Annotated in this window: 22 protein-coding genes and 1 pseudogene; 7 read left to right on the forward strand and 16 right to left on the reverse strand. The window is 61.6% G+C overall.

What is annotated here, in order from left to right:
- Position 1: 1 nt before the first annotated feature.
- From KGB29_RS13740 to KGB29_RS13755, 4 genes are read right to left on the reverse strand one after another with little or no spacing between them, the layout of a single operon-like run.
- Positions 2–4,561 carry an alpha-2-macroglobulin family protein gene (locus tag KGB29_RS13740; RefSeq protein ID WP_150813887.1) on the reverse strand — a complete coding sequence of 1,520 codons (4,560 nt, stop codon included), beginning with the start codon at positions 4,559–4,561 and terminating at the stop codon, positions 2–4.
- Positions 4,558–5,196 carry a DUF1175 domain-containing protein gene (locus tag KGB29_RS13745; protein ID WP_191626107.1) on the reverse strand — a complete coding sequence of 213 codons (639 nt, stop codon included), beginning with the start codon at positions 5,194–5,196 and terminating at the stop codon, positions 4,558–4,560. Before KGB29_RS13745 ends, KGB29_RS13740 begins: the two co-directional genes overlap by 4 nt.
- Positions 5,193–6,905: a DUF2138 domain-containing protein gene (locus KGB29_RS13750; RefSeq protein ID WP_150813886.1), complete on the reverse strand. Its 1,713-nt coding sequence runs from the start codon at positions 6,903–6,905 to the stop codon at positions 5,193–5,195. Before KGB29_RS13750 ends, KGB29_RS13745 begins: the two co-directional genes overlap by 4 nt.
- Before the next feature lie 39 nt (positions 6,906–6,944).
- Positions 6,945–7,736 carry a YfaP family protein gene (locus KGB29_RS13755; protein ID WP_150813885.1) on the reverse strand — a complete coding sequence of 264 codons (792 nt, stop codon included), beginning with the start codon at positions 7,734–7,736 and terminating at the stop codon, positions 6,945–6,947.
- Positions 7,737–8,014: 278 nt separating this feature from the next.
- On the opposite strand from KGB29_RS13755, the gene KGB29_RS13760 reads away from it, so the two are divergent.
- The 5 genes and pseudogenes from KGB29_RS13760 (at position 8,015) to KGB29_RS13780 (ending at position 14,411) form a co-directional block, all read left to right on the forward strand.
- The gene (locus KGB29_RS13760; protein WP_150813884.1) at positions 8,015–9,166 is read left to right on the forward strand and encodes a Fic family protein; all 1,152 of its coding nucleotides are present in this window, start codon (positions 8,015–8,017) and stop codon (positions 9,164–9,166) included.
- A gap of 90 nt (positions 9,167–9,256) precedes the next feature.
- Positions 9,257–9,499 (forward strand): exodeoxyribonuclease VII small subunit, encoded by a 243-nt coding sequence (locus KGB29_RS13765; RefSeq protein ID WP_007970180.1) that lies wholly within the window; start codon positions 9,257–9,259, stop codon positions 9,497–9,499.
- Positions 9,496–10,383, forward strand: a complete 888-nt coding sequence (gene ispA, locus KGB29_RS13770; protein WP_150813883.1) for a (2E,6E)-farnesyl diphosphate synthase — start codon at positions 9,496–9,498, stop codon at positions 10,381–10,383. Before KGB29_RS13765 ends, ispA begins: the two co-directional genes overlap by 4 nt.
- 91 nt (positions 10,384–10,474) lie before the next feature.
- Positions 10,475–12,376 carry a 1-deoxy-D-xylulose-5-phosphate synthase gene (gene dxs, locus KGB29_RS13775; RefSeq protein ID WP_150813882.1) on the forward strand — a complete coding sequence of 634 codons (1,902 nt, stop codon included), beginning with the start codon at positions 10,475–10,477 and terminating at the stop codon, positions 12,374–12,376.
- Between the two features lie 152 nt (positions 12,377–12,528).
- Positions 12,529–14,411: pseudogene (locus tag KGB29_RS13780) on the forward strand (TonB-dependent receptor domain-containing protein).
- Between the two features lie 95 nt (positions 14,412–14,506).
- On the opposite strand, the gene KGB29_RS13785 reads toward KGB29_RS13780, so the two are convergent.
- The 12 genes from KGB29_RS13785 to nrdR form a co-directional block, all read right to left on the reverse strand.
- Positions 14,507–15,352, reverse strand: a complete 846-nt coding sequence (locus KGB29_RS13785; protein ID WP_150813880.1) for a cobalamin-binding protein — start codon at positions 15,350–15,352, stop codon at positions 14,507–14,509.
- Complete coding sequence (locus KGB29_RS13790; RefSeq protein WP_057713130.1) at positions 15,352–15,771, reverse strand: hypothetical protein; 420 nt, start codon at positions 15,769–15,771, stop codon at positions 15,352–15,354. Before KGB29_RS13790 ends, KGB29_RS13785 begins: the two co-directional genes overlap by 1 nt.
- Positions 15,768–16,385, reverse strand: a complete 618-nt coding sequence (ribA, locus tag KGB29_RS13795) for a GTP cyclohydrolase II (RefSeq protein ID WP_008053837.1) — start codon at positions 16,383–16,385, stop codon at positions 15,768–15,770. The genes KGB29_RS13790 and ribA overlap by 4 nt, the downstream gene beginning before the upstream one ends.
- 251 nt (positions 16,386–16,636) lie before the next feature.
- Positions 16,637–17,377 (reverse strand): substrate-binding periplasmic protein, encoded by a 741-nt coding sequence (locus KGB29_RS13805; RefSeq protein ID WP_150813879.1) that lies wholly within the window; start codon positions 17,375–17,377, stop codon positions 16,637–16,639.
- A 53-nt stretch (positions 17,378–17,430) separates the two neighbouring features.
- On the reverse strand, positions 17,431–17,934 hold the full coding sequence (locus tag KGB29_RS13810) for a phosphatidylglycerophosphatase A (protein ID WP_007970166.1): 504 nt from the start codon (positions 17,932–17,934) through the stop codon (positions 17,431–17,433).
- Complete coding sequence (thiL, locus tag KGB29_RS13815; RefSeq protein ID WP_150813878.1) at positions 17,931–18,896, reverse strand: thiamine-phosphate kinase; 966 nt, start codon at positions 18,894–18,896, stop codon at positions 17,931–17,933. Before thiL ends, KGB29_RS13810 begins: the two co-directional genes overlap by 4 nt.
- Positions 18,897–18,914: 18 nt before the next feature.
- Positions 18,915–19,415, reverse strand: a complete 501-nt coding sequence (gene nusB, locus KGB29_RS13820) for a transcription antitermination factor NusB (protein WP_057713127.1) — start codon at positions 19,413–19,415, stop codon at positions 18,915–18,917.
- Positions 19,412–19,888, reverse strand: a complete 477-nt coding sequence (gene ribE / locus KGB29_RS13825) for a 6,7-dimethyl-8-ribityllumazine synthase (protein WP_003228649.1) — start codon at positions 19,886–19,888, stop codon at positions 19,412–19,414. The genes nusB and ribE overlap by 4 nt, the downstream gene beginning before the upstream one ends.
- Before the next feature lie 91 nt (positions 19,889–19,979).
- The gene (gene ribBA / locus KGB29_RS13830) at positions 19,980–21,071 is read right to left on the reverse strand and encodes a bifunctional 3,4-dihydroxy-2-butanone-4-phosphate synthase/GTP cyclohydrolase II (protein WP_007970163.1); all 1,092 of its coding nucleotides are present in this window, start codon (positions 21,069–21,071) and stop codon (positions 19,980–19,982) included.
- Between the two features lie 16 nt (positions 21,072–21,087).
- Positions 21,088–21,750: a riboflavin synthase gene (locus tag KGB29_RS13835; RefSeq protein WP_007906836.1), complete on the reverse strand. Its 663-nt coding sequence runs from the start codon at positions 21,748–21,750 to the stop codon at positions 21,088–21,090.
- Positions 21,751–21,797: 47 nt separating this feature from the next.
- Entirely contained in the window at positions 21,798–22,931 is a 1,134-nt protein-coding gene (ribD, locus tag KGB29_RS13840) for a bifunctional diaminohydroxyphosphoribosylaminopyrimidine deaminase/5-amino-6-(5-phosphoribosylamino)uracil reductase RibD (RefSeq protein ID WP_150813877.1), read from the reverse strand.
- Entirely contained in the window at positions 22,928–23,392 is a 465-nt protein-coding gene (gene nrdR, locus KGB29_RS13845; protein WP_003228656.1) for a transcriptional regulator NrdR, read from the reverse strand. The genes ribD and nrdR overlap by 4 nt, the downstream gene beginning before the upstream one ends.
- A 127-nt stretch (positions 23,393–23,519) precedes the next feature.
- On the opposite strand from nrdR, the gene KGB29_RS13850 reads away from it, so the two are divergent.
- Both KGB29_RS13850 and KGB29_RS13855 read left to right on the forward strand, forming a co-directional pair.
- Complete coding sequence (locus KGB29_RS13850; RefSeq protein WP_057713125.1) at positions 23,520–23,984, forward strand: YbaY family lipoprotein; 465 nt, start codon at positions 23,520–23,522, stop codon at positions 23,982–23,984.
- Positions 23,981–24,634 carry a class I SAM-dependent methyltransferase gene (locus tag KGB29_RS13855; RefSeq protein WP_150813876.1) on the forward strand — a complete coding sequence of 218 codons (654 nt, stop codon included), beginning with the start codon at positions 23,981–23,983 and terminating at the stop codon, positions 24,632–24,634. The genes KGB29_RS13850 and KGB29_RS13855 overlap by 4 nt, the downstream gene beginning before the upstream one ends.
- Positions 24,635–24,647 lie beyond the last annotated feature (13 nt).

Here is a 24,647-nt window from a genome sequence, read left to right on the forward strand (position 1 = left end):
GTCAGTGAACCGTGACCTGGCCAAGGGCTGCCTTTTGTTCCATCGCCTGATGCTGCGGCGCATAAACCTGAGTGAAACGCACCGGCGGCAAGTTGAACTGCCCTTTCTGCGAGAAACGCACCAAATGCCGCAGGCGCAGTTCACCACTCAAGGCATCGACCGGAATGGCGTAAGCCATTTGCCCCGGTTCGAAACGCGCCTTCTCCAGCGACGTCGGCTCGGTGCCGGCCTTGCCCATGAGTTTGATGCCCCAGGTCGTGCGCTCGACATCGGCGCCCGGTGGCAGCGGCACTTCCAGCATCCCGTAACGCAACGGTCTGGCGGCTTGGCTGGTGACGATCACTTCATCGAGATAGAGGTTGTCGCTGGACAGTGGCGCGTTGCCGACCGCTTCAAGTTTGAAGGTGAAGGCTTCATCCCCCGGCACCAATCGCGACAGGCGACGGGTGATGGTCACGGCCATCGGATCGACCGCCGGCTGTTGGCTGCGGTAACTCAATGCAGCGCGCAGCGGACGCTCTTGCGCGCCGGTCAGCGTCAATACCGTCGGCACTGGCGCAGCCCCCTGCCACGTCCAGTACATCTCACCAGAAACCCCGTACTGTTTCTTCCAGCCTTCACCCGGCGCCAATGCAATGGTGGGCGATGCCTGCTCGATGCTGCGTTGCAGCCAGGTCAATGCCAACGCACGTTCCAGGGTCGATTGCTGAGGCAGCAAACGTTGCAGCAAGGCCTGGGCGTGAGCCTGATCGAAGGGTTGCAGCGACAGGTTCAGCGCTTCGGCAAACGGCTGGGAACTGACCGCCAGACGTTGCTGCGCGTCGGCCAGTTGCCGATTGAACGCGTCCGGTAACGCGACCTTCGCTTGCCTGGCCAACGATGCCGTCAGCACGCGTGCAGCCGCCAACCCCAAGGCTGAATCCGGATCGCTCATGACGAGGCTGTCTTCGCCGTTCTCCATCAGGTTCGCCGCGGTGCCCTCGCCCGCTTTCGCCAGGTCGTCCATCAAGCCACTGAGCAAGGTGTTGACCGGCAACTGCATCTGTTTGGCGAACGACAGGATCAGCGCCCGCTGCAACAACGGCGTGTTCTTCGCCTGTTTGGCGTAGACCTCCAGCACCCGCTGCCAATGCTCCGGCGGCAGGCTCAGTTCCAGCACCTGGCTGGCGTGCCAGTCGGCGTAATAGGCATAGGCGGTGAGGAATGCATCCGGCTCGCCATCCATGCCCCACCAGGTGAAGCTCGCCGAAGGGCCGGCCATTTGTACCAGACGCAAGCGACTGTTTTGCATGATCAGACGCAGGCGATCACGGATCTGCGGATTCGCCGCCAGCGTCGGGTAGGCGATGCTCAATGGCAGCAGGCCGCTGGCGGTCTGCTCGACGCCACCGTAGGGGTAGCTCAACAGATCGTCGAGTGCAGAACGGAACAACGCTTGCGGACTGTCGTCCAGACGCAGGCGGATATCACTGGCGTCTGTCGGCAACGTCAGCGGCGTATCGCCCTCACCCACATCAAGGCTCTGGGTTTGAGTCATCTGCCAGCCTTCACCGGTTGCGCTCAGGCGCACCGCCAGGGCATCAGCGGTTTTGCCATCCTGCATCAGCTCGGAGCTCCACTCGCCATTGACCAGTTCAAAGGTCGGCAACGGGATGTAGTTGATGCCACTGTTCAGAGTTACAGGCACGCGCTGTTCGTTGCCGGCGTAACGGGTCACCAGTTCGGCCTTGACCGGTTTCTCGGCCTGACTGAAGGCGAACACACCGAGGTCCGGTTTGTCACCGGCGCGGAATCGGGTCGGCCCGCTCCACTTCAGGTACAGCGGTTTTTCCGAGCGTACGAACTGCTTCTTCTGCCCGACCTGACCGCCATCGGCGATGGCCCTGGCGGTGATGCGCCAGCGGGTCAGGGAGTCGGGCATCTTGAAGGTGAAGCGGGTTTTGCCGTTGGCATCGGTCAGCAATTCAGGTTGCCACGCCGCCGTGTCGACGTCTTCGCGACGCGGCCGCTCCAGCACCTTCACACCGCGCTCACTGCGATTGGCCTTGCCCGGCGCACCGGGGCTGCCCGGCAAGGCAACGTCATAGCTGATGAACGATAAACTGGCACTGGTGCGCACGTTGTTGCGCCGTGGGTGATAGAAGAACTGGTCGATGCTCGGCGCGACTTCCGGTTGCAGGGCGTAGACCATTTCATCGACCACGCTGACCGTCAGGTGCGCGGGAATCGCTTTGCCGGCGAACCGGGTGGTCAGGTCCACCGAGACGGTTTCACCCGGCAGGTAGGTTTCTTTGTCGGTGGCGATTGCCACGTCGATCTGTGGCGTTACCACCTTGATGCCGGCGTTCTGGAAACTGTATTGGCCACCCTTGGTGTACAACACCGAGAAGGTCAGGTTCGGCGCGAAACCGTCTTTCACCGGGATGCGCGCGCGGTATTGGGTATCGCTGAGTTTTTCCATCGTCAGCCAGTCGCCGCCCTTGGAAAGTAGCGCAGTGGCTTCGACCTTGTCGCGTTCCAGAGATAACAGCGCATCACTCACTGGCTCGGGGAAAGTGATCAGCGCCAGCGCTTCATCGCCTGCGATGTACTCGGGCTTGTCGAGGACGATTTCCACGGTGCCGGGTACGGCTTTGACACCTTCGCCGGTCACCGAATGGCCGGTGGCGCCGACCGCCCGGCCATGATCATCCTTGAGCGTCAGGTTGTAGGTGCCCGGCCGGTCAAAGGCCAGGGTGAAACCTTTGTCGGTTGCCGCGAGCTTGCCTTCGCCGGTGCTCTGGTCCTCCAAACGCACCCAGCCATAGCTGCCTGGCGTAACGGCATCGGCCTGCTCGCCTTCGCGGGCATAGCTGAAGGCAACCTTGTCACCCACCGCGCTGAAGCGTTGAGGCGCGCTCAAGCGGAAATTCGCCGCGCCACGGTCGATGAGGATTTCCTTGGTGGTCTTGACCCGATACGCCGCACCGTCGCTGGCAAATACCGTGAGCATGTAGCGACTGGGCTTGTCCGCTGCCGGCAAGTCGAGGGACGCGCTGCCCTTGGCGTCGGTGGTCAATTCGGTGCTGGTCAGTTCCACCGGAAATTGCCCGAGGTATTGCAGTTCGTTGTCGACCATCGACAGCTGTTGGGCGCGCAGGCTCAGGCTCAATTTCGCATTGGCCACCGGTTTTCCGTCCGGGTACAGCAGCACCAGGTTGCCCTTGACCGCTTCGCCAGTACGGTAATCCTGCTTGGCCAGGTTGAGCGAAATCTCGAAGTGCGGCTTGATGTATTCAGCGACGCGAAAGGCGCTGCTGTAAGCCTGATCCTTGTAGTTGAAACGCAGTTCATAGCCACCGGCCACAGCGTTATCGGGCAACTGGAATCGGCCCTGGGTGCCAGCCTTGGAATCGAGCTTCAGAGCGAGGGATTGCAGCGCCGTGCCGGTCGCATCCAGCACGGTCACATTGACGTCGGCCGCGCTTGGCTGCACCGAGTCCCGCGCGTTCTTGAACTCCCGCCCGACGATTTTCAGCGACACCCAATCCCCCGGTCGATACAGCGGCCGGTCGGTGAAGGCATAGAGTTTGGTGTCGTAGATTTCGCTGTCGTAGTAGAAATTCTCGGAGACGAACACCCCGCCCTCTTCGTCTTCGCCGATCACGAACGAACGCTCGGGGCTGACGTGTTTCAAGCGCAGCAAGCCATCGGTATCGGTGGCGCCGCTGCTCATTACGCCCAGGCCATCGGTCCACAGCACATTGACCTTCGGCACCGAGCTGCCTTCGTGTTTGCGCGCGGCCCACACCAGCAATTCGTCACCGGCGATCTTGCTCACCGCCACGGTGTTGGAGACGAACACCATGGTGGTGGCGCGGTACTTGCCGATCAGCGCTTCCACCAGATAAAGACCCGGCTTGAGATTGCCCAACGGGATGTACACGTTGCCCGGCGCGACGCTGACGAACTCGCTGGAAGAACCGGCCAGGTTCACCCCCGCAGGTGGCTGGATCGGCTTGGCCTGCCACAACGGATAACGGAACTGGCTGACCACGGGCAAACCCGGTATCAGTGCAAATTGCGGCTGCGCATCGTAGGGCGTTGGCGCGGCCATCGCGTTGCCCATCTTCAGTTCCGGCACTTCCTCGGTGACTTGTTTACGCGACTCGTAGGAAAACGCCCGCTGCATCACCCGACGGGATTTGCGATACCAGTTGTCCCACAGGTACGCGAGGGTATTGGACAGGCCTTCACCCTTGAACTGACCATCGCTGACCACCCGATGAAGGTTCTTCTGGCGCTTGAGGAAGTCCAGCGGCTTGTCGATGCGATACACCCGAATGTCGGCGCCGCCGTAGGGCTCCATGCGAAACCGGCGATAGTCGCGACCCGGCGCTTCAAGGCGCACCATCGCCTGTTCATCGCTGGCAAAGCTGCTGTCGGCCAGCAGGAAAAAACTCTCGCCGGCCACTGGCGCATAGCCGCTGGCCGGGACCGAGTCTTCGGCGTTTACCGCCGAGAACGGCAGCACCAATACCAACATCAGAGACAGAAAACGCAGCATGCGGGCACCGGTCATTGGGAAAGAAAATTCAGTCGATAGACGCCGATGAAGTTGGGGTTGGCTGCGTCGGGTATCCATCGGGTGTCCTTCCATGTCATGAGTTGCTGCAGGCTTGCCGAACGCATGCCGTTGTCGGTGGGTGTGCTGGTGCCGGTGTGATAGGCGATGTAACGGCCCATCCAGATCATCAGGTGCTGGTCGTCGCCCTGGTCGAAAAACATCAGGTCGCCAGGGCGCGCTTGAGACACATCGCGGCTGACCAGATGGCTGTTGAACTGGATCAATTTGATCGCATTGACGTATGGCCCGACCTTGCCGCCGCCCTGCTGCCATTGCTGGGCAAGACCGCGCTGGGCGTCGCTCAATTGCAGTTCCGGCGGCAGGTAACGATTGGACAGGCCATTGCTGCGCAGCCATTTCTCGTCATGGACTTTCAGCGCTTCGTTAGCGGCGAAGCGCACCAGCCCGGCACAGTCTTGTTGATACCAGCGCGGGCTCGGGCCCTGGCTCAGTTGCTCCTGGGCAATGCGCACAAACCAGGCACGAAACACCTGGGATTGCTGTGGATCGAGCGACGGTGCCTCGACAGCGCGGGCACCCGCGCTCAGCAACAACGCCAGCAGGCCGAGACTTCGGATCAATGCCGTCACAGGGCTTTCCACTCCAGCGGCAGCCACTGCCAGTGGCCGTCTGGCTCGCTGCCTTCAGGTAAGGTCAGGGCGTATTTGCCGTAGCCGCCGAGCTTGCGCAGTTTCGGGATCAGCCAGGTTTGCGCGGCGTTATAGAACACCGGTTCCATATCCTGGGGCAGGCTGTCGAGGGTTTCCTGCTGCATCAGTTGGGCCATGGAGTCCGGGCCGAAATAGACCGGCATCAGCAGGTCTTTCGGTACCACGTCGGCCATCGGCGGGAAGCGTTTGTCGAGGGTGCCGAGAGCCTTGTCCACCAGCTTGTCGTCGAGGGAGAAAAGCAACGTCGAGCCATGCCTCGCCAGGCTGACTTTCATGAACGTCTTGCCGGTGATCGCGTCGGGGTTTTCGGCCTCCTTGGCCGCATAGGGACCGAAACTGGAGCTGACCTGGCGTTGCCACTGGTGGCTCTGGCCTGCCTGTTTCTCCATCACCGGGAAGGCACCGTCTTCGACTTTGCTCTCGTAGGCACCGACCATCGAGCCAAACAGGCTGCCCAGATCTCCATCGAGTTTGCCGCTGTCATCATCGTTGAGACTGGCCACCAGCAAGGGCGTGTACAACCGCGAATCGGCATACCAGCACAGGCCTGCCGCGCCGGCCATGTGTTCGGTCAATGCCTGGGCCACCTTCTCCTGCGCACCGAGCTTCACCAGCAGCGGTGTCTGTTGTTCGGCCGCCAGCGGCAACGCCACGCAAGCGCTGGCGCCCATGGGCATGGCTTGCCAGATCGGTTTGAAATCGAAGTCTGGCTGATTCTCCAGTTCATCCATGGCCAGGAAGCTGTGCCAGCCCTTGTCGTCCATGTCAAAACGCAGGCCGGCGAAGGTAGGGATGAAACGCTGGTAACCCATGGCCAGCACGCTGGCATTCACCGACAGGCGTTGTTTCACTTGCGGCTCACGAGGTGCCAGGCCGAAGGCTTCGGGAAACAGTTTGTCGCCATTGAGCAGCGCAGCAATGGCCGTGGTCGACACGCTGCCCGATTCTTCCGTTGCGCCACTTTGCGGATCGTAGAGTTTCGCCGGATTGGACAACACCACCAGTTTGTCGCCATGGGACGCAAACAGCAGCGCCTTGCTCGCGTTGTAGTTGAGTTGATAGAGCGCCACGTCGTCGGTACCGACCTTCACGTCAGCGACCTTGCTCAACTGCGAGTCGCCCAGCGCCACTTTGGCCAGCGGCTCCAGCACCTTGGCCAGCCCGCCGCGATCCATCACCAGCAGGAAATCCTTGAGCCGCCCATCCGCCCCGCGCCACAACGCTACATCGGCAGGCTGATCGAACAACTGCTCGATCAAGGTGTCCTGCAGTTTCAGGTCGTGTTCGTAGATGATCCGCCGCAAGCTGCCGATCAAGCCCAAGCGATCGGCGTGGGTTTCGTAATAGAAGACGAAATCTTCGGTCAGGGTTTCCTTGAGGAACGGCACCGCCAGCAAGTCCTTGGGCAACTGGCTCAGGGAGTGGGTTTCCAATAGGCCATCCGGGCGGCTCATGCCCAGTTTGTCACTGGCCAACACGGGGGCCGGGGCCTTGGGCTTGTGCATGAACCACCCCAACCCACCGGCCACGCCAACGACCAGGCATATCCCGATCAGCAGCGTCGGCCAATGCAGGGGAGGTTTGGCCGCGGGTGCGCCAGCGGCCGGAGTAACAGTGCTATCACTCATGTTCACAAAACCCGATGTTCATCCGTGGAGCGGGGATGCTTAGTAGTTGAAAGTCTTGACCAGCAGCAGGTCGCCGATTGCGCGCAGGGGCACGATGAACGTCTCGCGTTTTTCATCGACGGTGTTTTCGTTGAGCACCAGGTTGATCTGCGAGGTAATCACCTCGTTCTGGTTGCTGGTCTCATCGAAGTTATAGCCGCCGCTGCCGAAGTTGCCCCAATAGTTCACGTAAACCAGATAGGTGCCACGCAGCGGTGCGGTCATGGTGAACATTTCCGGACCCGGGCCATCGACGCCGTCGGGGTCGAGGCCGCCGCCATTGGTCAAGGCCGAATGCGCCCAGAAGGCATGCTGGCCATCAGGCGTGACAATATGCAGGTCGAGTTCGGCTTTCGGATCGTCCCAACCCAGCACCACGCGAATCCGCGCCGGGGTGCGCAGGTTGTTGGCTTCATAGAATTGAACACGCTTGAGAGACTGGCCTTCGGCGCTGCGCACTTCGACGCTGTTGGAACCGGCGCCAAACGCATAGGGTCGGGCGAAACGCCCTTGTTCGTCGGTATAGAGATTCAGCGGATTGCCGTTGACCGCCAAGGTGTGCGGCCCGCGCTGGGTGCCCAGGGCCTTCAGTTGGCCTTCGATCATCGTGCGATTGCGCTGCACACCCCGGTCGATCGGCGGCGTGGGATAGGCGACTTGCGGGTTTTCGCTACGGTCCAGCAGACCGTTGTAACGCCAGCCGCCCACCGGTTCCGACAACGCGGCATCCGGCGCAGCCAGAATCACGGGCACGATAGCCAACCCGATCAGCAGCAAAAGTAATGAGCGCATGCGACGCCTCCTGCCATGCATGACGAAACCATGCGCCTGATCCTGAGCGCGTTACAGATGTGGATACTGCGTTTCGTCTGAAAGACCCGTGACTACCGGGTCGTATAGGGCTCGAAGGTTAGCCATTCGGGTGTTTTTTAACAATCGGATGGCACCGAAATTGCGGCGGGAATCACGGTAACGGGTGGACGGTGAGCCGAATACGCGCCATATTCGGCTCATTATGTGAGCCGAATAGCCCATCTAATCGGCTCACCCCTACTTAGAGCATCAAGTTCATGACACCTCAATGGATATGGCAGCAGCCTGATTGGCCGGGGCTCACCTGGAATGCCGAACGACTGGCGCCCATGTTACGTGAGTGCGTTCAAGCACAAGGTCGGCTAATGGGCATGGCCAGTTCCGTGGGCAGTTCGCTGAGCGCGCAAAGTGAGCTGGATGCACTGTTGCAAAACATCGTCACCTCATCGGCCATTGAAGGAGAACAGCTGAATGTCGGTTCAGTTCGTTCTTCATTGGCGCGGCGATTGGGGTTGGAGCTCAATGATGGCGACAACATCAGCAAGCGCAGTGAAGGGCTCGCGCAATTAATACTCGATGCTACCCAGCATTTCGCCGAGCCGCTGACACTTGAACGATTGCTGGATTGGCATGAGTGGCTGTTTCCAGAACAGGAAATCGGCTTGGCCGCGCAAAGCATTCGTGTAGGTGCTTTGCGCGGCGATGATCCAATGCAAGTGGTTTCCGGTCGTCTCGATAGACCGACGGTGCACTTCGAAGCACCGCCTCGCTTGGGCCTTGAGCGCCAACTCGATGCCTTCCTCGAATGGTTTGAAACCAGCCGAAATCTGTCCGGGCCCGACCCTTTGCTTCGAGCTGGCATCGCACACTTCTGGTTTGTCACACTCCACCCGTTTGACGACGGCAACGGTCGCCTGACCAGGACGATCACCGACCTTGCATTGGCTCAAGGCGAAGCTCAGGCGATCCGTTTTTATGCCATGTCGGCGAGTATTCTCGAGGATCGTTCTGGCTATTACCGGGTGCTGGAAACCTGCCAGAAATCCAACACGGACATTACGGTTTGGCTCGAATGGTTCCTGCAAACTCTATTGCGCAGCCTGCAGCAGGCCATGGCACGGATCGAATCCGTGCTGGGCAAAGCGCGCTTCTGGCAGGCGCACCGGGAGTCCGAGCTGTCGACCGAGCAGACCAAAGTACTGAATCGTTTGCTGGACGGAGGGGAACGAGGATTCGAAGGCGGGATCAGTGCGGCGCAGTATCAAGCCGTTGCGAAAGTCTCCAAAGCGACCGCGACCCGGCATCTGGCCGAACTGCTGGATAAGGAATGCCTGCAACGCCTGCCGGGTGGCGGGCGCAGTACTCGCTACCAGATCAAATATCCCGACCAGGCGCCTCCTGAGCGCTGAAACCCTTGCACCAAACACCTCGCTCATTTGCCCATAAACCCCCTATCTGCTAGTGTCGCGCCGGTTTAACGTCAACCGGAAATCGCCGCCATGGCCCGCAAAAAAGCTGCACTGGATTTCGAACAATCCCTCGCCGACCTGCAAACGCTGGTGGAGCGCCTGGAGAATGGCGAATTGTCGCTGGAGGACTCGCTGGCCGCTTTCGAGCAGGGCATCGGTCTTACACGCGATTGCCAGGCGGCGTTGGCCCAGGCCGAGCAAAAGGTTCAGGTGCTGCTCGAGCGTGATGGCGAGTTGGCCGAGGAACCCTTCGACGCGGATCAGCCAGAATGATTGCAGCGTACTCGGCCACCAGCCAGGCCCGCGTCAATGCAGCGCTGGAAACCCTGTTCACAGCGCCGAGCCCCGAGCTGGCGCGGCTGTACGAAGCCATGCGCTACAGCGTAATGAATGGCGGCAAACGCGTGCGTCCACTGCTGGCCTACGCCGCGTGCGAAGCGTTGGGCGGCAAGGCCGAGCAAGCCAACGGTGCGGCCTGTGCTGTGGAATTGATCCACGCTTACTCGCTGGTGCATGACGATTTGCCGGCGATGGACGATGACGATCTGCGCCGCGGCCAGCCAACCACCCACAAGAAATTCGATGAAGCCTGCGCGATCCTCGCCGGCGACGGCTTGCAGAGCCTGGCCTTCAGCGCCCTGCTCGATCCACGCCTGAGCGCGTCGGATGCCGAAATCCGCCTGCAAATGGTCAGTGCCCTGGCGTTGGCGGCAGGCCCGGCGGGCATGGTTGGCGGTCAGGCCATCGACCTCGGTTCGGTCGGTCTGAAGCTCGACCAGAAAGCCCTGGAGTACATGCACCGGCACAAGACCGGCGCGCTGATCGAGGCCAGCGTCAAACTCGGCGCCCTGGCCAGCGGCCGTGCCGAGAAAGACGAACTCAAGTCCCTGCAGACTTATGCACAGGCCATCGGTCTGGCATTCCAGGTGCAAGACGACATTCTCGACGTCGAAAGCGATACCGAAACCCTCGGCAAACGCCAGGGCGCCGACATTGCCCGGGACAAACCGACCTACCCCGCCCTGCTCGGCCTCGACGCCGCCAAGGCCTATGCCCTGGAGCTGCGCGACCAGGCCCTGCACGCCCTGCGACCGTTTGACGCGGCGGCCGAGCCGTTGCGTGATCTGGCCCGGTATATCGTCGATCGCCGCAGCTGACGGCAAATCCGTCAAAAAAGACCAACGCGTGGGCAGGGGACGATGCATCAGGTAAACTGCCGCATCTTTTATACCTATAACGATTCGCCTGATGCCCACGACGTTTCATGAGATTCCCCGCAAGCGCCCGACCACGCCCCTGCTCGATCGCGCGAACACGCCGGACGGCCTGCGCCGGTTAGGCGAAGCCGAGCTGGAAACCCTGGCCGATGAGTTGCGCCTGGAATTGCTCTACACGGTCGGCCAGACCGGTGGGCATTTCGGTGCCGGCCTGGGCGTGATCGAGCTGACCATCGCGCTGCATTACGTCTTCGATACCCCGGACGACCGGCTGGTGTGGGACGTAGGTCATCAGGCTTATCCACACAAGATCCTCACCGGTCGTCGCGAGCGCATGGGCACCCTGCGCCAGAAAGACGGCGTCGCCGCCTTCCCGCGTCGTTCCGAGAGCGAGTACGACACCTTTGGCGTCGGCCACTCCAGCACCTCGATCAGTGCCGCGCTGGGCATGGCGATTGCCGCCCGCCTGCAAAACAGCGAGCGCAAGGCGATCGCGGTGATCGGCGACGGCGCGTTGACCGCGGGCATGGCGTTCGAGGCGCTGAACCATGCGCCGGAAGTGAACGCCAACATGCTGGTGATCCTCAATGACAACGACATGTCGATCTCGCGCAACGTCGGTGGCTTGTCGAACTACCTGGCGAAGATCCTTTCCAGCCGCACCTACGCGAGCATGCGCGAAGGCAGCAAGAAAGTGCTGTCGCGCCTCCCCGGTGCCTGGGAAATCGCCCGTCGGACCGAAGAATATGCCAAAGGCATGCTGGTTCCCGGCACGCTGTTCGAAGAACTGGGCTGGAACTACATCGGCCCCATCGATGGCCACGACCTGCCGACCCTGATCGCTACCCTGCGCAACATGCGCGATCTGAAAGGCCCGCAGTTCCTGCACGTCGTCACCAAGAAAGGCAAAGGCTTCGCCCCGGCGGAAGTCGACCCGATCGGTTACCACGCCATCACCAAACTCGAACCGCTGGACGCCCCGGCCGCCGCGCCGAAAAAGGCCAGCAGCGGGCCCAAGTACTCCGGTGTGTTCGGCGAGTGGCTGTGCGACATGGCGGCGGCCGATCCGCGTCTGGTCGGGATTACCCCGGCGATGAAGGAAGGCTCGGACCTGGTCGCTTTCAGCGAACGCTTCCCGCTGCGCTACTTCGACGTCGCCATTGCCGAGCAGCACGCCGTCACTCTCGCGGCCGGCATGGCCTGCGAAGGCGCCAAACCCGTGGTGGCCATCTACTCGACCTTCCTGCAACGCGGTTACGACCAGTTGGTGCATGACGTCGCTGTGCAGAACCTCGACGTGCTGTTCGCCATCGACCGCGCAGGCCTGGTCGGCGAAGACGGCCCAACCCACGCCGGCAGCTTCGATTTGTCGTTCCTGCGCTGCATCCCCGGCATGCTGGTGATGACCCCGAGCGATGAAAACGAGCTGCGCAAGATGCTCACCACCGGCCACCTGTACGAAGGCCCGGCAGCGGTGCGTTACCCACGCGGCAACGGCCCGAACGCGACCATCGAGAAAGACCTCGAACCGATCGAGATCGGCAAGGGCGTAGTCCGCCGCCAGGGCAGCAAAGTCGCCCTACTGGTGTTCGGCGTGCAACTGGCCGAAGCCCTGAAAGTCGCCGAGACGCTGGACGCAACCGTGGTCGACATGCGTTTCGTCAAACCGCTGGATGAAGAACTGGTTCGCGAAATCGCTGGCAGCCACGAGCTACTGGTCACTGTCGAAGAAAACGCGATCATGGGCGGCGCCGGTGGCGCGGTCAGCGAATTCCTCGCCCGCGAAAACATCCTCAAGTCGATGCTGCACCTGGGCTTGCCGGACATTTACGTCGAACACGCCAAGCCTGCGCAAATGCTGGCTGAGTGCGGGCTGGATGAAGCCGGGATCGAGGCTTCGATCCGCGAGCGCCTGCAACTGCTGAACAGCTAAATCCCTGGATACATGCAACACCCTGTGGGAGCGGGCTTGCTCGCGAAAGCGTCGGATCATTCAACTGAGACGTTGACTGACACACCGCCTTCGCGAGCAAGCCCGCTCCCACATTTGATTTGTGTGCTCCACGAAACACCATCGGACTACCCATGAAGTTTTCCCGCCTCGCCCTGCCTCTTTTTCTGCTGCCCACCGCCTACGCCCTGGCCGACACCTTCGAACGCGACCAGGCCCTGAAGCTGCCCGACGTGTTGATCAGCGCCAACCGCCAGGTCGAAGCGCGCAATGACAGCAGCGCCGCCAACACCGTGTTCACCCGCGACGACATCGATCGCCTGCAACCCGATAGCGTCACTGACCTGTTGCGTCGGGTACCGGGTGTGCAAGTCTCGCAGTCCGGCGGGCGCGGCAGCATTCCGGGGGTCTACATCCGCGGCACCCAGTCGGCCCAGAGCCTGGTGCTGGTGGATGGCCAACGCATCGGCAGTTCGACCTCCGGCGACAGCAACCTGCAACACATCAATATCGAACAGGTCGAGCGCGTGGAGGTGCTGCGCGGCTCCCGCTCGGTGATTTACGGCAGCGATGCGATTGGCGGGGTGATCCAGATCTTCACCCGCCGCGGCGGTGAACAAGGCCTGCAACCGCGCATGCACACCGGTTTTGGCAGTAATCAGACCTGGGAGCGCAGCCTTGGCCTGTCCGGTGGTGATGAGCGAACCCGCTTCAACCTCGGCGCCAGCCTCGACGAAACCGCCGGGATCAATCGCACCCACGAGTCGTATCCCAGTGATGGCGATCACGACGCCTACCGCAACAAATCCCTCAGCCTGAGCCTGAGTCACGCCCTGACGGAAGACATCGAAATCGGCGCCAACCTGCTGGATAACCGTGGCAAGAGCGAGTTTGATAGTCCGTTCGGCCGTTACGATTACGTGACGGACAAGTCCTATCAACAGCAGCCCTACAACGACTTCAATGTGAGCAGCGTCAGCAGCTACATTGATGCACAGATCAATAAAGTATGGAAAACCCGTGTTGAATTCGGCCACAGCGAAAACCGCGAGAAAACCCTCGACAAGCTCAGTGACGAACGCAGCATCTTCAACACCTACCGCGACTCGGTTAACTGGCAGAACGACCTGACGCTCAACGAGCGCAATAGCCTGATGCTGGGCGGCGACTGGTACGAAGACCGAATCAACAGCACCACAGCGTTCGACGAAGACAGCCGCTGGAACCGCGCCGCGTTTATCCAGCATCGCTTTCAGGCCGACAGCTTCTCCACGGAGTTGGGTCTGCGTCACGACGATAACCAGCAGTTCGGCAGCCAGAACACCTGGAGCGGCACCTTCACCCTGCCGCTGAACCCGGACAACGAAGTGCTGCTGACCTATAGCGAAGGCTTCCGCGCGCCGACGTTCAACGACCTGTACTACCCGGACTTCAGCAACCCGGACCTGAAACCCGAAACATCCAAGAGCTATGAGCTGCAATGGCGCAGCCAATTGACCGAGAGCAGTCGCCTGGAGACGTCGCTGTATCGCACCGACCTTGAAGACGCGATTATTTTCGGCAGCAACTCACGCCCTGAAAACGTTGCCTCGGCACGGATCAACGGCTTCGAAGCAGCGCTGAAGCAGGAACTGTTCGGCTGGCAGAGCAACCTTGGCGTGGCGATCATCGACCCACGCGACCGTGATACGGGCCACACCCTGGCCCGCCGTGCGCGGCGCACCTTGAGCCTGGACTTGGACCGACAGTTCGATCGCCTGGGCCTCGGCGCCAGCTGGCAAGCGGTCAGCAGCAGCTATGACGACTTGAACAATCAACAACCCCTCGGCGGCTATGCCTTATTGGGACTGCGCAGCAGCTGGGAGCTCAATCGTGAAATCAAGCTGGAACTGAAGGTCGACAACCTGCTGGACAAGGGTTACAGCCGGGCGCTGTACAGCTACCAAGGTAGCCAGTATGGGTATCGCGAGGAAGGTCGGCGTGGATGTTTGGGGTGACCTGGACACCAGAGATCTAAAGCCAGACTCGATCATTTGTGGCGAGGGGGCTTGCCCCCGTTGGGCTGCGAAGCAGCCCCAAAATCCTATACCCCTATTTCTCAGGTACATCGCATTAATCTGATTGCGGGTGCTGCGCACCCGAACGGGGGCAAGCCCCCTCGCCACAGGGCGCAATCAAATGACAAAGCTTTGCCGTTGCCTCGATCATCTGCCCACTCGGCCGCTCCAGGCCCTTGTCCGTCACCAGGCGCAATTGTCCTTGTGATACCGCCGCCACCTGCGGCCAGGCTTTCCACGCATCAAGCTGCGCCTGATCGCTGGCCAGAATCACCTCGGGATTACGCTGCAACACCGCCTCCACACTGACTTGCGGTGCCGGCAGCTTCAGGTCGGCAAACACGTTTTGCGCACCGCAGGCCTCCAGTGCATCGCTGATGATCTGCTCGCCGCCAACCGTGTACAGCGGCCGATCCCAGACCTGATAGAAGACTCGTAACGGCTTGTCCCGGCGATAGCGCTGGCGCAATTCATCCAGCCGCTGGCGTAGATCGCTGGCCAATGAAATTCCGCGTTCAGGCCGATCGAGCTCAGCAGCAATGGCCTCGATCTGCGCGGCGAGCTGGTCCAGGCTATGGGGCTCGGCGACGTAGGTGGGAATGTTCAGGCGCTTGAGCTGGTCACGCTGGGCCGGGCCGACACTACCGGGCCATAGCAGCACCAGATCGGGCTTGAGGCTGAGCAAGCGCTCCATGTCCAGCTGGCCATAGCGGCCAACGGAGGGCAGGCCCTTGAGTTCGGCAGGTCGCTCACCGGCGTCCAGCACACCGACCAGGAGGTCGGCGGAGCCCAGTTCAACGACGATTTCAGAGAGCGACGGTGCGAGGCTGACAACCCGTTCGACCGCGACGGCCGACCCACTGGCGGCCAGCAGCAACACTGCCAGCCAGAGCGCGCGCATCAACCGAGTTGACGCGGAATACGGTAGAGGTAGAACAACACGGCGGTCGACAGTGCCAGCAGCATCAGCGGCACGGCTTCGAGACCGACGAACACCGCCAGGGCAGCGATCCAGGCCGGCAGCCCGGCAGCCAGGAATGCCGTGCGCCGCTTGGCCGCCAGACTGATCCAGGCAGCAGGTTCTTCAGGGGTATCGAGGGCTTTCTGGGTGGCGATCAGTGCGTGTTTGTAGGCGCCGAAAAACTTCAGGCTGACAAACATCGAAGCAACTCCGGCGATGAACAACGGCATCGCCAGCACCGGCAGAATGGCTTCGCTCTGGCCGAACACCGCGTTGATCACAAACAGCGGCAACAAGGCCAGTGCCAGGTATTGCCACCAGTTGACGGACAGTCGCCGCCGCACCTGACCGCGGGTCACGCCCGGTCTACCTCGCCCTGATGCTCATTGCCCATCATGTGATCGAGCTTGCTGGCCTTGGTCGCCAGGTAGAGTCGGTTATGCGGGTTGTGGCCGGTGTGCAGCGGCACGCGCTCGGCGACCACGATACCCATGTCGGTCAAGGCTTTGACCTTGCGCGGGTTGTTGGTCATCAGGCGCAGTGACTTCACGCCCAAGTGCTCCAGCATCGGCAGGCACATGGCGTAGTCACGCTGGTCGGCGGCAAAGCCCAGGCGTTCGTTGGCTTCAACGGTGTCGGCACCACCGTCCTGCAGCTCATAGGCGCGGATCTTGTTCAGCAGACCAATGCCCCGGCCTTCCTGACGCAGGTAGAGCAATACGCCACGACCTTCGCGGGCGATGGCCTGCAAGGCGGCCTCCAGTTGCGAGCCGCAGTCGCAACGCTGGCTGAACAGGGCATCGCCCGTCAGGCATTCGGAGTGCAACCGGCCGAGTACCGGGGCACCGTCGTCGAATTCACCCAGGCTCAGCACAACGTGCTCGCGGCCGGTGGCTTCATCGAGAAAGCCATGCATGGTGAATTGCGCAAAAGGCGTTGGCAGCTTGGAAGCGGCGACAAAAACGACAGGCACCGGTGTGCTCCTGATCTAAAAGTCTGAAGATTCGCAGAGCCGGCATTGTAACAGCAGGTTCCGGAGGACGCTTAGGCTGAATTATCGGCGATAACTATCAAAATGTTTGATATACGCCGCACCACAATCAATGTGGGAGCGGGCTTGCTCGCGAAGGCGTCGTGTCAGTCGACATCATTGCTGCATGACACACCGCTTTCGCGAGCAAGCCCGCTCCCACAATGGGTACATCGTCAGCCGTAAGAACCGTGTCAGTTCGAATCAAACGGATACGGCTGTTTCCAGCGTTCAAAAATCGGTTTCAACTCGCCGCTTTTCACCAGTTGCTCCATGCGCTGGTCGAACAGGGCCATTAACGTGCGTGCCTTCGGGGTCTTGGCAAAGCACAGGTACAGCGGCAACTCGGCGATATGGGTGCGCCGCAGTTGGGACGGATCCTTGGCGCGCTTGATGACGTCATCGACTTCGGTCAGGGCATCGATGTAAAAGTCGGCACGATTGTGGATCAGCATCGACTCGATGCCGGTACGCCGCTGCACTTCGTCGAAGTGGCGCACATTGGGCAAGTAATCCTGGTAGTCGTAGCCGCGAACCCAGGCCAGTCGATAATTGCCCAGGGTTTGCGGGGTGGGTACCGGACTGCTGACCAGGCCCAGGGCATAGATGTGATCGGTGTCGAAGTTCCAATGGGGATAGAGCACACCCTCAGAATCGTCACGATAGGAACCGACGCAGGCATCGACCTCGCCACGTTCGGCCAGGCCCAGCGAGCGTACGTAGGGCTCGGTGCGGATGTCGACCTTGACGCCCGCCGGCTCAAACACTTGCCGTAGCACGTCCCAACCCAGTCCATGACCGTCAGCGGCGGTGTAGCCTTCCCACTCTTCGCTGGCCAGATGAATCACCGACGGTGGCGTAGCACCCCCTCCTCCCGCCTGGACAAAAGAGCAAAACATCGCGAACGCCATCACCATCAATCCGCGTACAGTCATCCCCCGCTTCCCCCGATAAACAGCTCTCATGATCAACGCCTGGAAATCCCCGGTCAGGCGAAAAACCACACCAGTCCCTGCATCGCCAACCAGGCGAACACCCCGGCCAGGACATCATCGAGCATGATGCCGACGCCGCCATGTACGTGCCGGTCAATCCAGCGAATCGGCCATGGCTTGAGAATGTCGAAGAAGCGGAACATCAGGAAACCCGCCAGCAACCACTGCCAGCCTTCCGGCACCAGCCACAGGGTGATCCACATCCCGACCATTTCATCCCAGACGATGCCTTCATGGTCGTGTACCCGCAAATCGTCGGCCACTTTGCCGCACAGCCAGAAGCCGAACAGCATGGTGATGCCCAGCATCAGCCAGTAACCCCAGTCGGGCAGCATCTGCCACAACGGAATAAAGGGCAGCGCAACCAACGACCCCCAAGTGCCGGGCGCCTTTGGCAAGGTGCCCGAGCCAAAGCCGAACGCCAGGAAATGCCATGGATTACGCCAGACCGACGGCGGTACGAATTCCGCCGGGACCTGTTTGGGATGATCTGTCACGGTGACTCCCGAAAATGTTGATAACCCCGGGCTTGCGGGGTGATGTCTTTGCCATCGGCGTCCAGCAGCTTCACGCCCTGCCCCGTCACCACTTGACCAATCACATGGATCGGCCAGCCATCGGCCAGCAATAGCGGCAACTCGACGGACGGTAAGGTGAAGGCCAGGACGTAGTCGTCGCCGCCGCTCAGGGCCGCAACCTGTGCGTCCGATTGGCCGAGAAAGTCGACCAGGTTCTGCGACAGTGGCAAACGATCCCGCTCGACTTCAATACCAACCTTCGACGCCAGCGCGATATGCCCGCAATCAGCGAGCAGGCCGTCGGAGATATCCATCGCCGAAGTGGCTTTGCCCCGTAGCGCCTGACCCAAACCGAGCTGCGGTTGCGGCGACCAGTAATGCGCCAGCAACGGCTCGGCAATGCTCGCTTCGGCTGTGCGCTGGCCGAGCACCAAGGGCAAGGCACCGGCGGCATTGCCCAGGTTGCCGCCGACACACAGCAGGTCGCCCGGTTGCGCACCGCTGCGGGTCAGCGCCTGACCGGCCGGCACGCGGCCGAACACGGTCATGGTCAGGCTCAGCGGCCCGCGGGTCGTGTCACCACCCACCAGCGCCACGCCGCAGCTTTGCGCCATCTGGTTCAAACCACGGGCATAGGCTTGCAGCCAATCGGCGGTCACCGTCGGCAAGGTCAGGGCAAGGGTAAAGGCAATCGGGGTGGCGCCCATGGCGGCCAGGTCGCTGACGGCCACGGCCAGCGAGCGCTGACCGAGCAGAAACGGATCGCAGGGATCGGCGAAATGCACGCCGGCCACCAACGTATCGGTAGAAATCGCCATCTGCTCCCCGGAGGGAACAGCCAGCAAGGCGCAGTCATCGCCAATCCCGAGGGCAACGCCTTCGCCGCCCTGCGCACAAGGCGCGGCGGCGAAGAAATTGCGGATCAGCTCAAACTCGCCCATTGCTGATTCAAACGCCAATCAGCGCTTGAACGCCTTCACTTCAGCTTCACGCAGGCGCGGGGCCAGCTTGTCGAGCACACCGTTGACGAACTTGTGGCCGTCGGTGGAACCGAAGACCTTGGCCAGTTCGATACCCTCGTTGATCACAACGCGGTACGGCACGTCGACGCGCTTGAGCAGTTCCCAGGTCGACAGGCGCAGAACGGCCAGTTCAACCGGGTCCAGCTCTTCGATGGTCAAGTCCAGGCATGGCGTGAGCGCGGTGTCGATTTCGGTCTTGAACTGCGGAACCCCGTGCAGGATTTCGCGGAAGTACGCGCCGTCGACATCGCTGAAATCGTTATCGACCCGGAACTGCGCTTCGATCTCGTTCAGCGACTGCTTGGCCATGTGCCATTGGTACAGCGCCTGGGTCGCGAGCTGACGGGCTTCGCGGCGCTTGGCGCTTTTCGATGGCTTGCCGGCATCCGCAGGCTTTGGATCGCGCGGGTTGAAACGATCGCTTTCGTCGCTAATCACTTGGCCTCCAACTGCGCCAGCAGGCTGACCATTTCCAGAGCGGACAGGGCAGCTTCAGCACCTTTGTTGCCGGCCTTGGTGCCGGAACGTTCGATGGCTTGCTCGATGGAATCAACGGTCAGGACGCCGAAAGCGACCGGAACGCCGAACTCCATGGACACCTGGGCCAGGCCCTTGGTGCACTCGCCAGCCACGTATTCGAAGTGCGGAGTGCCGCCACGAATGACCGCGCCCAGGGCGATGATTGCCGCGAACTCGCCTTTCTGGGCGACTTTCTGCGCAACCAGCGGAATTTCGAAGGCGCCAGGTGCGCGGATGATGGTGATGTCGCTTTCGCTCACGCCGTGGCGAACCAGGGCATCAACTGCACCGCTGACCAGGCTTTCAACGACGAAGCTGTTGAAACGGCCCACTACCAGAGCGTAGCGGCCTTTAGGGGCGATGAAGGTACCTTCGATGGTCTTCAGGGTCATTCGTTAGATCTCTTAAAGAGCCGGGACGCGTCTTCTACGCGCCCCTCAGTGATTTATTTGCCGCGAATTCAAGGCCGGGAACAACCGGTCATTATTCGGAGGGCACGTATTCTACAACTTCCAGATCGAAACCGGATATCGCATTAAATTTCATCGGTGCCGACATCAGGCGCATTTTGCGTACGCCAAGGTCGCGCAGGATCTGCGAACCGGCACCGACAGTGCTGTAGGTGGTCGGTTTTTTCACGGCCGCGTGATCGGCGGTTTCGCGAATATGCGCCAGCAACACGTCGCCATCGAGCGGGTGACCGAGCAACAGCACCACGCCGCTACCAGCCTCGGCAACCGCGGACATGGCGGCGCGCAGGCTCCAGCGGCCCGGTTGCTTGACCATCAGCAGGTCACGCAGCGGGTCCATGTTGTGCACGCGAACCAGGGTCGGCTCTTCGGCACACACGTTGCCCAAGGTCAGTGCCATGTGCACATCGCCTTCCACGGAATCACGATAGGTCACCAGGTTGAATTGGCCCAGTTCGCTGTCCAGTGGCTGCTCGGCAATCCGCTGAACGGTACGTTCGTGGATCATCCGGTAGTGAATCAAGTCGGCGATGGTGCCGATCTTGATGTCGTGTTCGGCGGCAAAGGCTTCCAGCTCGGCACGACGGGACATGGTGCCGTCGTCGTTCATCACTTCGCAGATCACCCCGCTCGGCTCGAAACCGGCCATGCGCGCCAGGTCGCACGCCGCTTCGGTGTGGCCGGCACGGGCCAGGGTGCCGCCGGCCTGGGCCATCAGCGGGAAGATGTGGCCCGGGCTGACGATGTCTTCAGCCTTTGCATCACGGGCGGCGGCGGCCTGCACGGTGCGCGCACGGTCGGCGGCGGAAATGCCGGTGGTCACGCCGGTGGCCGCTTCGATCGATACGGTGAACTTGGTGCCGAAACCGGACCCGTTGCGCGGCGCCATCAACGGCAGCTTGAGCAGTTCGCAGCGCTCGCGGCTCATCGGCATGCAGATCAGGCCACGGGCGTGCTTGGCCATGAAGTTGATGTGCTCGGGCTTGCAGCACTCGGCGGCCATGATCAGGTCGCCTTCGTTCTCGCGGTCTTCGTCATCCATGAGGATGACCATCTTGCCTTGGCGGATGTCTTCAACCAGTTCTTCGATGCTATTGAGCGCCACAAGGCACCCCCTTGGGTCAGGATTTGAGGTAGCCGTTGGCGGCCAGAAAGCTTTCAGTGATGTTACTGGAGGTTGGCTCTGCGGCCTTGTCGCCCAGCAGCAGACGCTCCAGGTAACGGGCCAGCAAGTCCACTTCCAGGTTCACCCGGCGGCCTGGCTGGTACGACGCCATGATGGTTTCGCTCAGGGTGTGGGGAATGATGGTCAACAGGAACTCGGCGCCATCGACTGCGTTCACGGTGAGGCTGGTGCCGTCGACGGTGATCGAGCCTTTATGGGCGATGTACTTGGCCAGGTCCTTTGGCGCGCGGATGCGGAACTCCACGGCGCGCGCATTTTCGGTACGGGCAACCACTTCGCCCACGCCGTCGACGTGACCGCTGACCAGATGCCCGCCGAGGCGAGTGGTCGGAGTCAGGGCTTTTTCCAGATTGACCGGGCTGCCGCTTTTCAGGTCGTTCATGGCGGTGCAGTCGAGGGTTTCGCGACTGACGTCCGCCGCAAAGCCATTGCCCGGCAATTCAACGGCAGTCAGGCACACGCCGTTGACCGCGATGCTGTCGCCCAATTTGACGTCGCTCAGGTCGAGCTTGCCGGTTTCGACGTGAACCCGCACATCACCGCCCTTTGGGGTCAATGCACGAATACTGCCGATGGATTCGATGATGCCGGTAAACATGAGGTTCTCCTCGAGAACAAAGCCAGCGCTATAGCGATGGCCAGAAATTATACGCTCGCGGCTGGCGAAGGAATCGCAATGACTCGCCAGTCATCGCCAACGGCACGAATTTCGATGATTTTGAGCTCGGGCGCATCCTTCATTTGCACGAGCGGCCAGTCCAGCAGCGGCCGCGCCGAGGAACCCAGGAACTTGCCGGCAATGAAAATCTGGAACTCGTCCACCAGACCGAGTTGGGCAAAGGCACCTGCCAGGCGCGGGCCGGCCTCGACCAGCACTTCGTTGACGCCACGGGTTGCGAGTTCAACCAATAGCTGACGCAGATCGACCTGACCGTCGTAGCCCGGCACGATCAGGCACTCCGGACCGTTGGCATATTGCTCTTCAACCGCCACGCAGGTGGCGACCAGCGCCGGGCCTGCCTTGAAGAACGGTGCATCCAGCGGCACCCGCAGGCGGCCGTCGACCAACACCCGCAGCGGCGGACGGCTCATGGCCAAGGCTGTTTGCTCTGCATCCAGCCCCAACTCATCGGCGCGCACGGTCAACCGTGCGTTGTCCGCCAGCACCGTATCGGCGCCGGTCAGTACCACACTGGCTTGCGCGCGCAGACGCTGCACTGCCGAGCGCGCCGCCGGGCCGGTGATCCACTGGCTTTCGCCGCTTTCCATGGCGGTTCGCCCGTCGAGGCTCATGGCCAACTTGACCCGCACGAACGGCAAGCCGTGTTCCATGCGTTTCAGAAAGCCTTGATTAAGCTTGCGCGCCTCGCCTTCCAGCACGCCGCTTTCGGTGGCGATACCGGCTTGGGCCAGGCGTTGAAGACCGCGACCGGCGACTTCCGGGTTCGGGTCCTGCATTGCCGCGACCACGCGGGCCACACCGGCATTGACCAGTGCATCGGCACAGGGCGGTGTACGGCCGTGATGGCTGCAAGGCTCAAGTGTCACGTAAGCGGTGGCGCCACGAGCCTGCTCACCGGCCGCGCGCAGGGCGTGGACTTCAGCGTGGGGCTCGCCGGCGCGCTCGTGCCAGCCTTCGCCGACAATCTGCCCGCCCTGCACGATCACGCAACCGACCCGCGGATTGGGGTGCGTCGTGTAATGCCCCTTGCGCGCCAGTTCCAGGGCACGGGCCATGAAATGGGCGTCGAGGATGGCTTGTTCGGCGCAAGTGGTCATTCTTTCACCGGTTCACGGGCCAGGCGATCGATCTCTTCGCGGAACTCGTTGAGGTCCTGGAAGCGGCGATACACCGAGGCGAAGCGGATGTAGGCGACTTCGTCGAGTTTCTGCAGCTCGGCCATCACCAGTTCGCCGACCACGAGGGATTTGACCTCGCGTTCGCCGGTGGCGCGCAGTTTGTGTTTGATGTGCACCAGCGACGACTCGAGGCGCTCGACACTCACCGGGCGCTTTTCCAGCGCGCGCTGCATGCCGGCGCGGAGTTTTTCTTCGTCGAACGGCTGGCGACTGCCGTCGGTTTTGATCAGGCGCGGCAACACCAGTTCAGCCGTCTCGAACGTCGTGAAACGCTCGCCGCAGGCCAGGCATTCACGCCGGCGGCGCACCTGTTCGCCCTCGGCGACCAGACGCGAGTCGATGACCTTGGTGTCGTTGGCACCGCAGAAGGGACAGTGCATGGTGGCAGGCAACAAAAAAAGGGAGGGCCATGGTAGCGCATCCCCGTGGCAAGACAAGCCATAGGGTTTGCGGTATACAGACGGGATGATCACTTGATCCATGGAATTCAGCGTTATGGAGCCACCAATGTCGTTACGTCCGCTCATTTTGCTCAGTGTTTTCAGCCTGCTGGTGGCCTGCAGCAGCGATGCACCCAAGCCCCAGCCGCCAACGCCTGGCCCGGTGCCGCAGCAAGCGCAGAAGAAAGCCCGGGAGGCCGCCGCACTCGGCCCTCTGCCCGCCCATCAGCGTGAACTGAGCGGCACCTTGCAAGGCGTTCCAGCTGGCGCTGAAGTCGAACTGGCATTGCTGGTGATCGACGATAAGGACCGCCCGCAACAATTGCTCGCCAGCTCCAGCCTGATCGGCAACAACCAGGTTCTGCCGTTTCACCTGCGCTTCAATCCGGAATCCTTTCCGGCCGGGGCCCGCGTTGAACTGCGAGGCCGCGCCAGTCAGTCCGGGCAGTTGATCCTGCACCTGCCGTCGCAACTGATTACCCAGCCGACCACCCAGGCCCTGGGCCAACTGCAATTCGTCAAAGCCCCATGAGCGCACCGCTATACCTGCAAAAGGCGTTGGGTGAACTGCTCGGTGATGCGCAATTGGTCGCCTGTGAGTTACCAGGGACCGACCTGAAGTTGTGGCTGATCGACGGCGACAACATGGACCGCGCCTTCAGCCCGGAAGAGACCCGGCGCATCCTGCATGAACCGCCGTACTGGAGTTTCTGCTGGGCCAGCGGCCTGGCCGTGGCCCGCTATCTGGCCGAAAACCCCCATTGGGTCGAAGGCAAGCGAGTGCTGGATTTCGGTGCCGGCTCCGGGGTGGCGGGGATTGCTGCGGCGAAGGCCGGGGCGCTCGAAGTACTGGCCTGCGACCTCGACCCGCTGGCGATTGCCGCGTGTCGGGCCAATGCCGAGCTCAATAACGTACAGCTCAATTACTCGACGGACTTTTTCGCCGAGGCCGATCGCTTCGATCTGATCCTGGTGGCGGATGTGCTGTACGACCGGGCCAACCTGCCGCTGCTCGACCAGTTCCTCAGCCGCGGCCGAGAGGCACTGGTCGCGGACTCCCGCGTCAGGGATTTCCGTCACCCGTTGTACCGGCGCATCGAAATGCTCGAAGCCATGACCCTGCCGGATCTGGCCGAGCCCCACGAGTTTCGGCATGTGAGCCTGTACCACGCGCAGCGCTAGCTAAAAGCTTCGC

Origin of the sequence: Pseudomonas sp. BF-B-30 (genome assembly GCF_019956305.1) — a bacterium.
Classification (GTDB): Bacteria; Pseudomonadota; Gammaproteobacteria; order Pseudomonadales; family Pseudomonadaceae; genus Aquipseudomonas; species Aquipseudomonas jessenii.

Bases quoted from the DNA above. Each gene is read 5' to 3' on its own strand.
- KGB29_RS13740 (WP_150813887.1), bottom strand. From the start codon at position 4,561: ATGACCGGTGCCCGCATGCTGCGTTTTCTGTCTCTGATGTTGGTATTG.
- KGB29_RS13750 (WP_150813886.1), bottom strand. From the start codon at position 6,905: ATGAGTGATAGCACTGTTACTCCGGCCGCTGGCGCACCCGCGGCCAAA.
- KGB29_RS13755 (WP_150813885.1), bottom strand. From the start codon at position 7,736: ATGCGCTCATTACTTTTGCTGCTGATCGGGTTGGCTATCGTGCCCGTG.
- KGB29_RS13760 (WP_150813884.1), top strand. From the start codon at position 8,015: ATGACACCTCAATGGATATGGCAGCAGCCTGATTGGCCGGGGCTCACC.
- KGB29_RS13765 (WP_007970180.1), top strand. From the start codon at position 9,257: ATGGCCCGCAAAAAAGCTGCACTGGATTTCGAACAATCCCTCGCCGAC.
- ispA (WP_150813883.1), top strand. From the start codon at position 9,496: ATGATTGCAGCGTACTCGGCCACCAGCCAGGCCCGCGTCAATGCAGCG.
- dxs (WP_150813882.1), top strand. From the start codon at position 10,475: ATGCCCACGACGTTTCATGAGATTCCCCGCAAGCGCCCGACCACGCCC.
- KGB29_RS13785 (WP_150813880.1), bottom strand. From the start codon at position 15,352: ATGCGCGCGCTCTGGCTGGCAGTGTTGCTGCTGGCCGCCAGTGGGTCG.
- KGB29_RS13805 (WP_150813879.1), bottom strand. From the start codon at position 17,377: ATGACTGTACGCGGATTGATGGTGATGGCGTTCGCGATGTTTTGCTCT.
- thiL (WP_150813878.1), bottom strand. From the start codon at position 18,896: ATGGGCGAGTTTGAGCTGATCCGCAATTTCTTCGCCGCCGCGCCTTGT.
- ribE (WP_003228649.1), bottom strand. From the start codon at position 19,888: ATGACCCTGAAGACCATCGAAGGTACCTTCATCGCCCCTAAAGGCCGC.
- KGB29_RS13835 (WP_007906836.1), bottom strand. From the start codon at position 21,750: ATGTTTACCGGCATCATCGAATCCATCGGCAGTATTCGTGCATTGACC.
- ribD (WP_150813877.1), bottom strand. From the start codon at position 22,931: ATGACCACTTGCGCCGAACAAGCCATCCTCGACGCCCATTTCATGGCC.
- nrdR (WP_003228656.1), bottom strand. From the start codon at position 23,392: ATGCACTGTCCCTTCTGCGGTGCCAACGACACCAAGGTCATCGACTCG.
- KGB29_RS13850 (WP_057713125.1), top strand. From the start codon at position 23,520: ATGTCGTTACGTCCGCTCATTTTGCTCAGTGTTTTCAGCCTGCTGGTG.
- KGB29_RS13855 (WP_150813876.1), top strand. From the start codon at position 23,981: ATGAGCGCACCGCTATACCTGCAAAAGGCGTTGGGTGAACTGCTCGGT.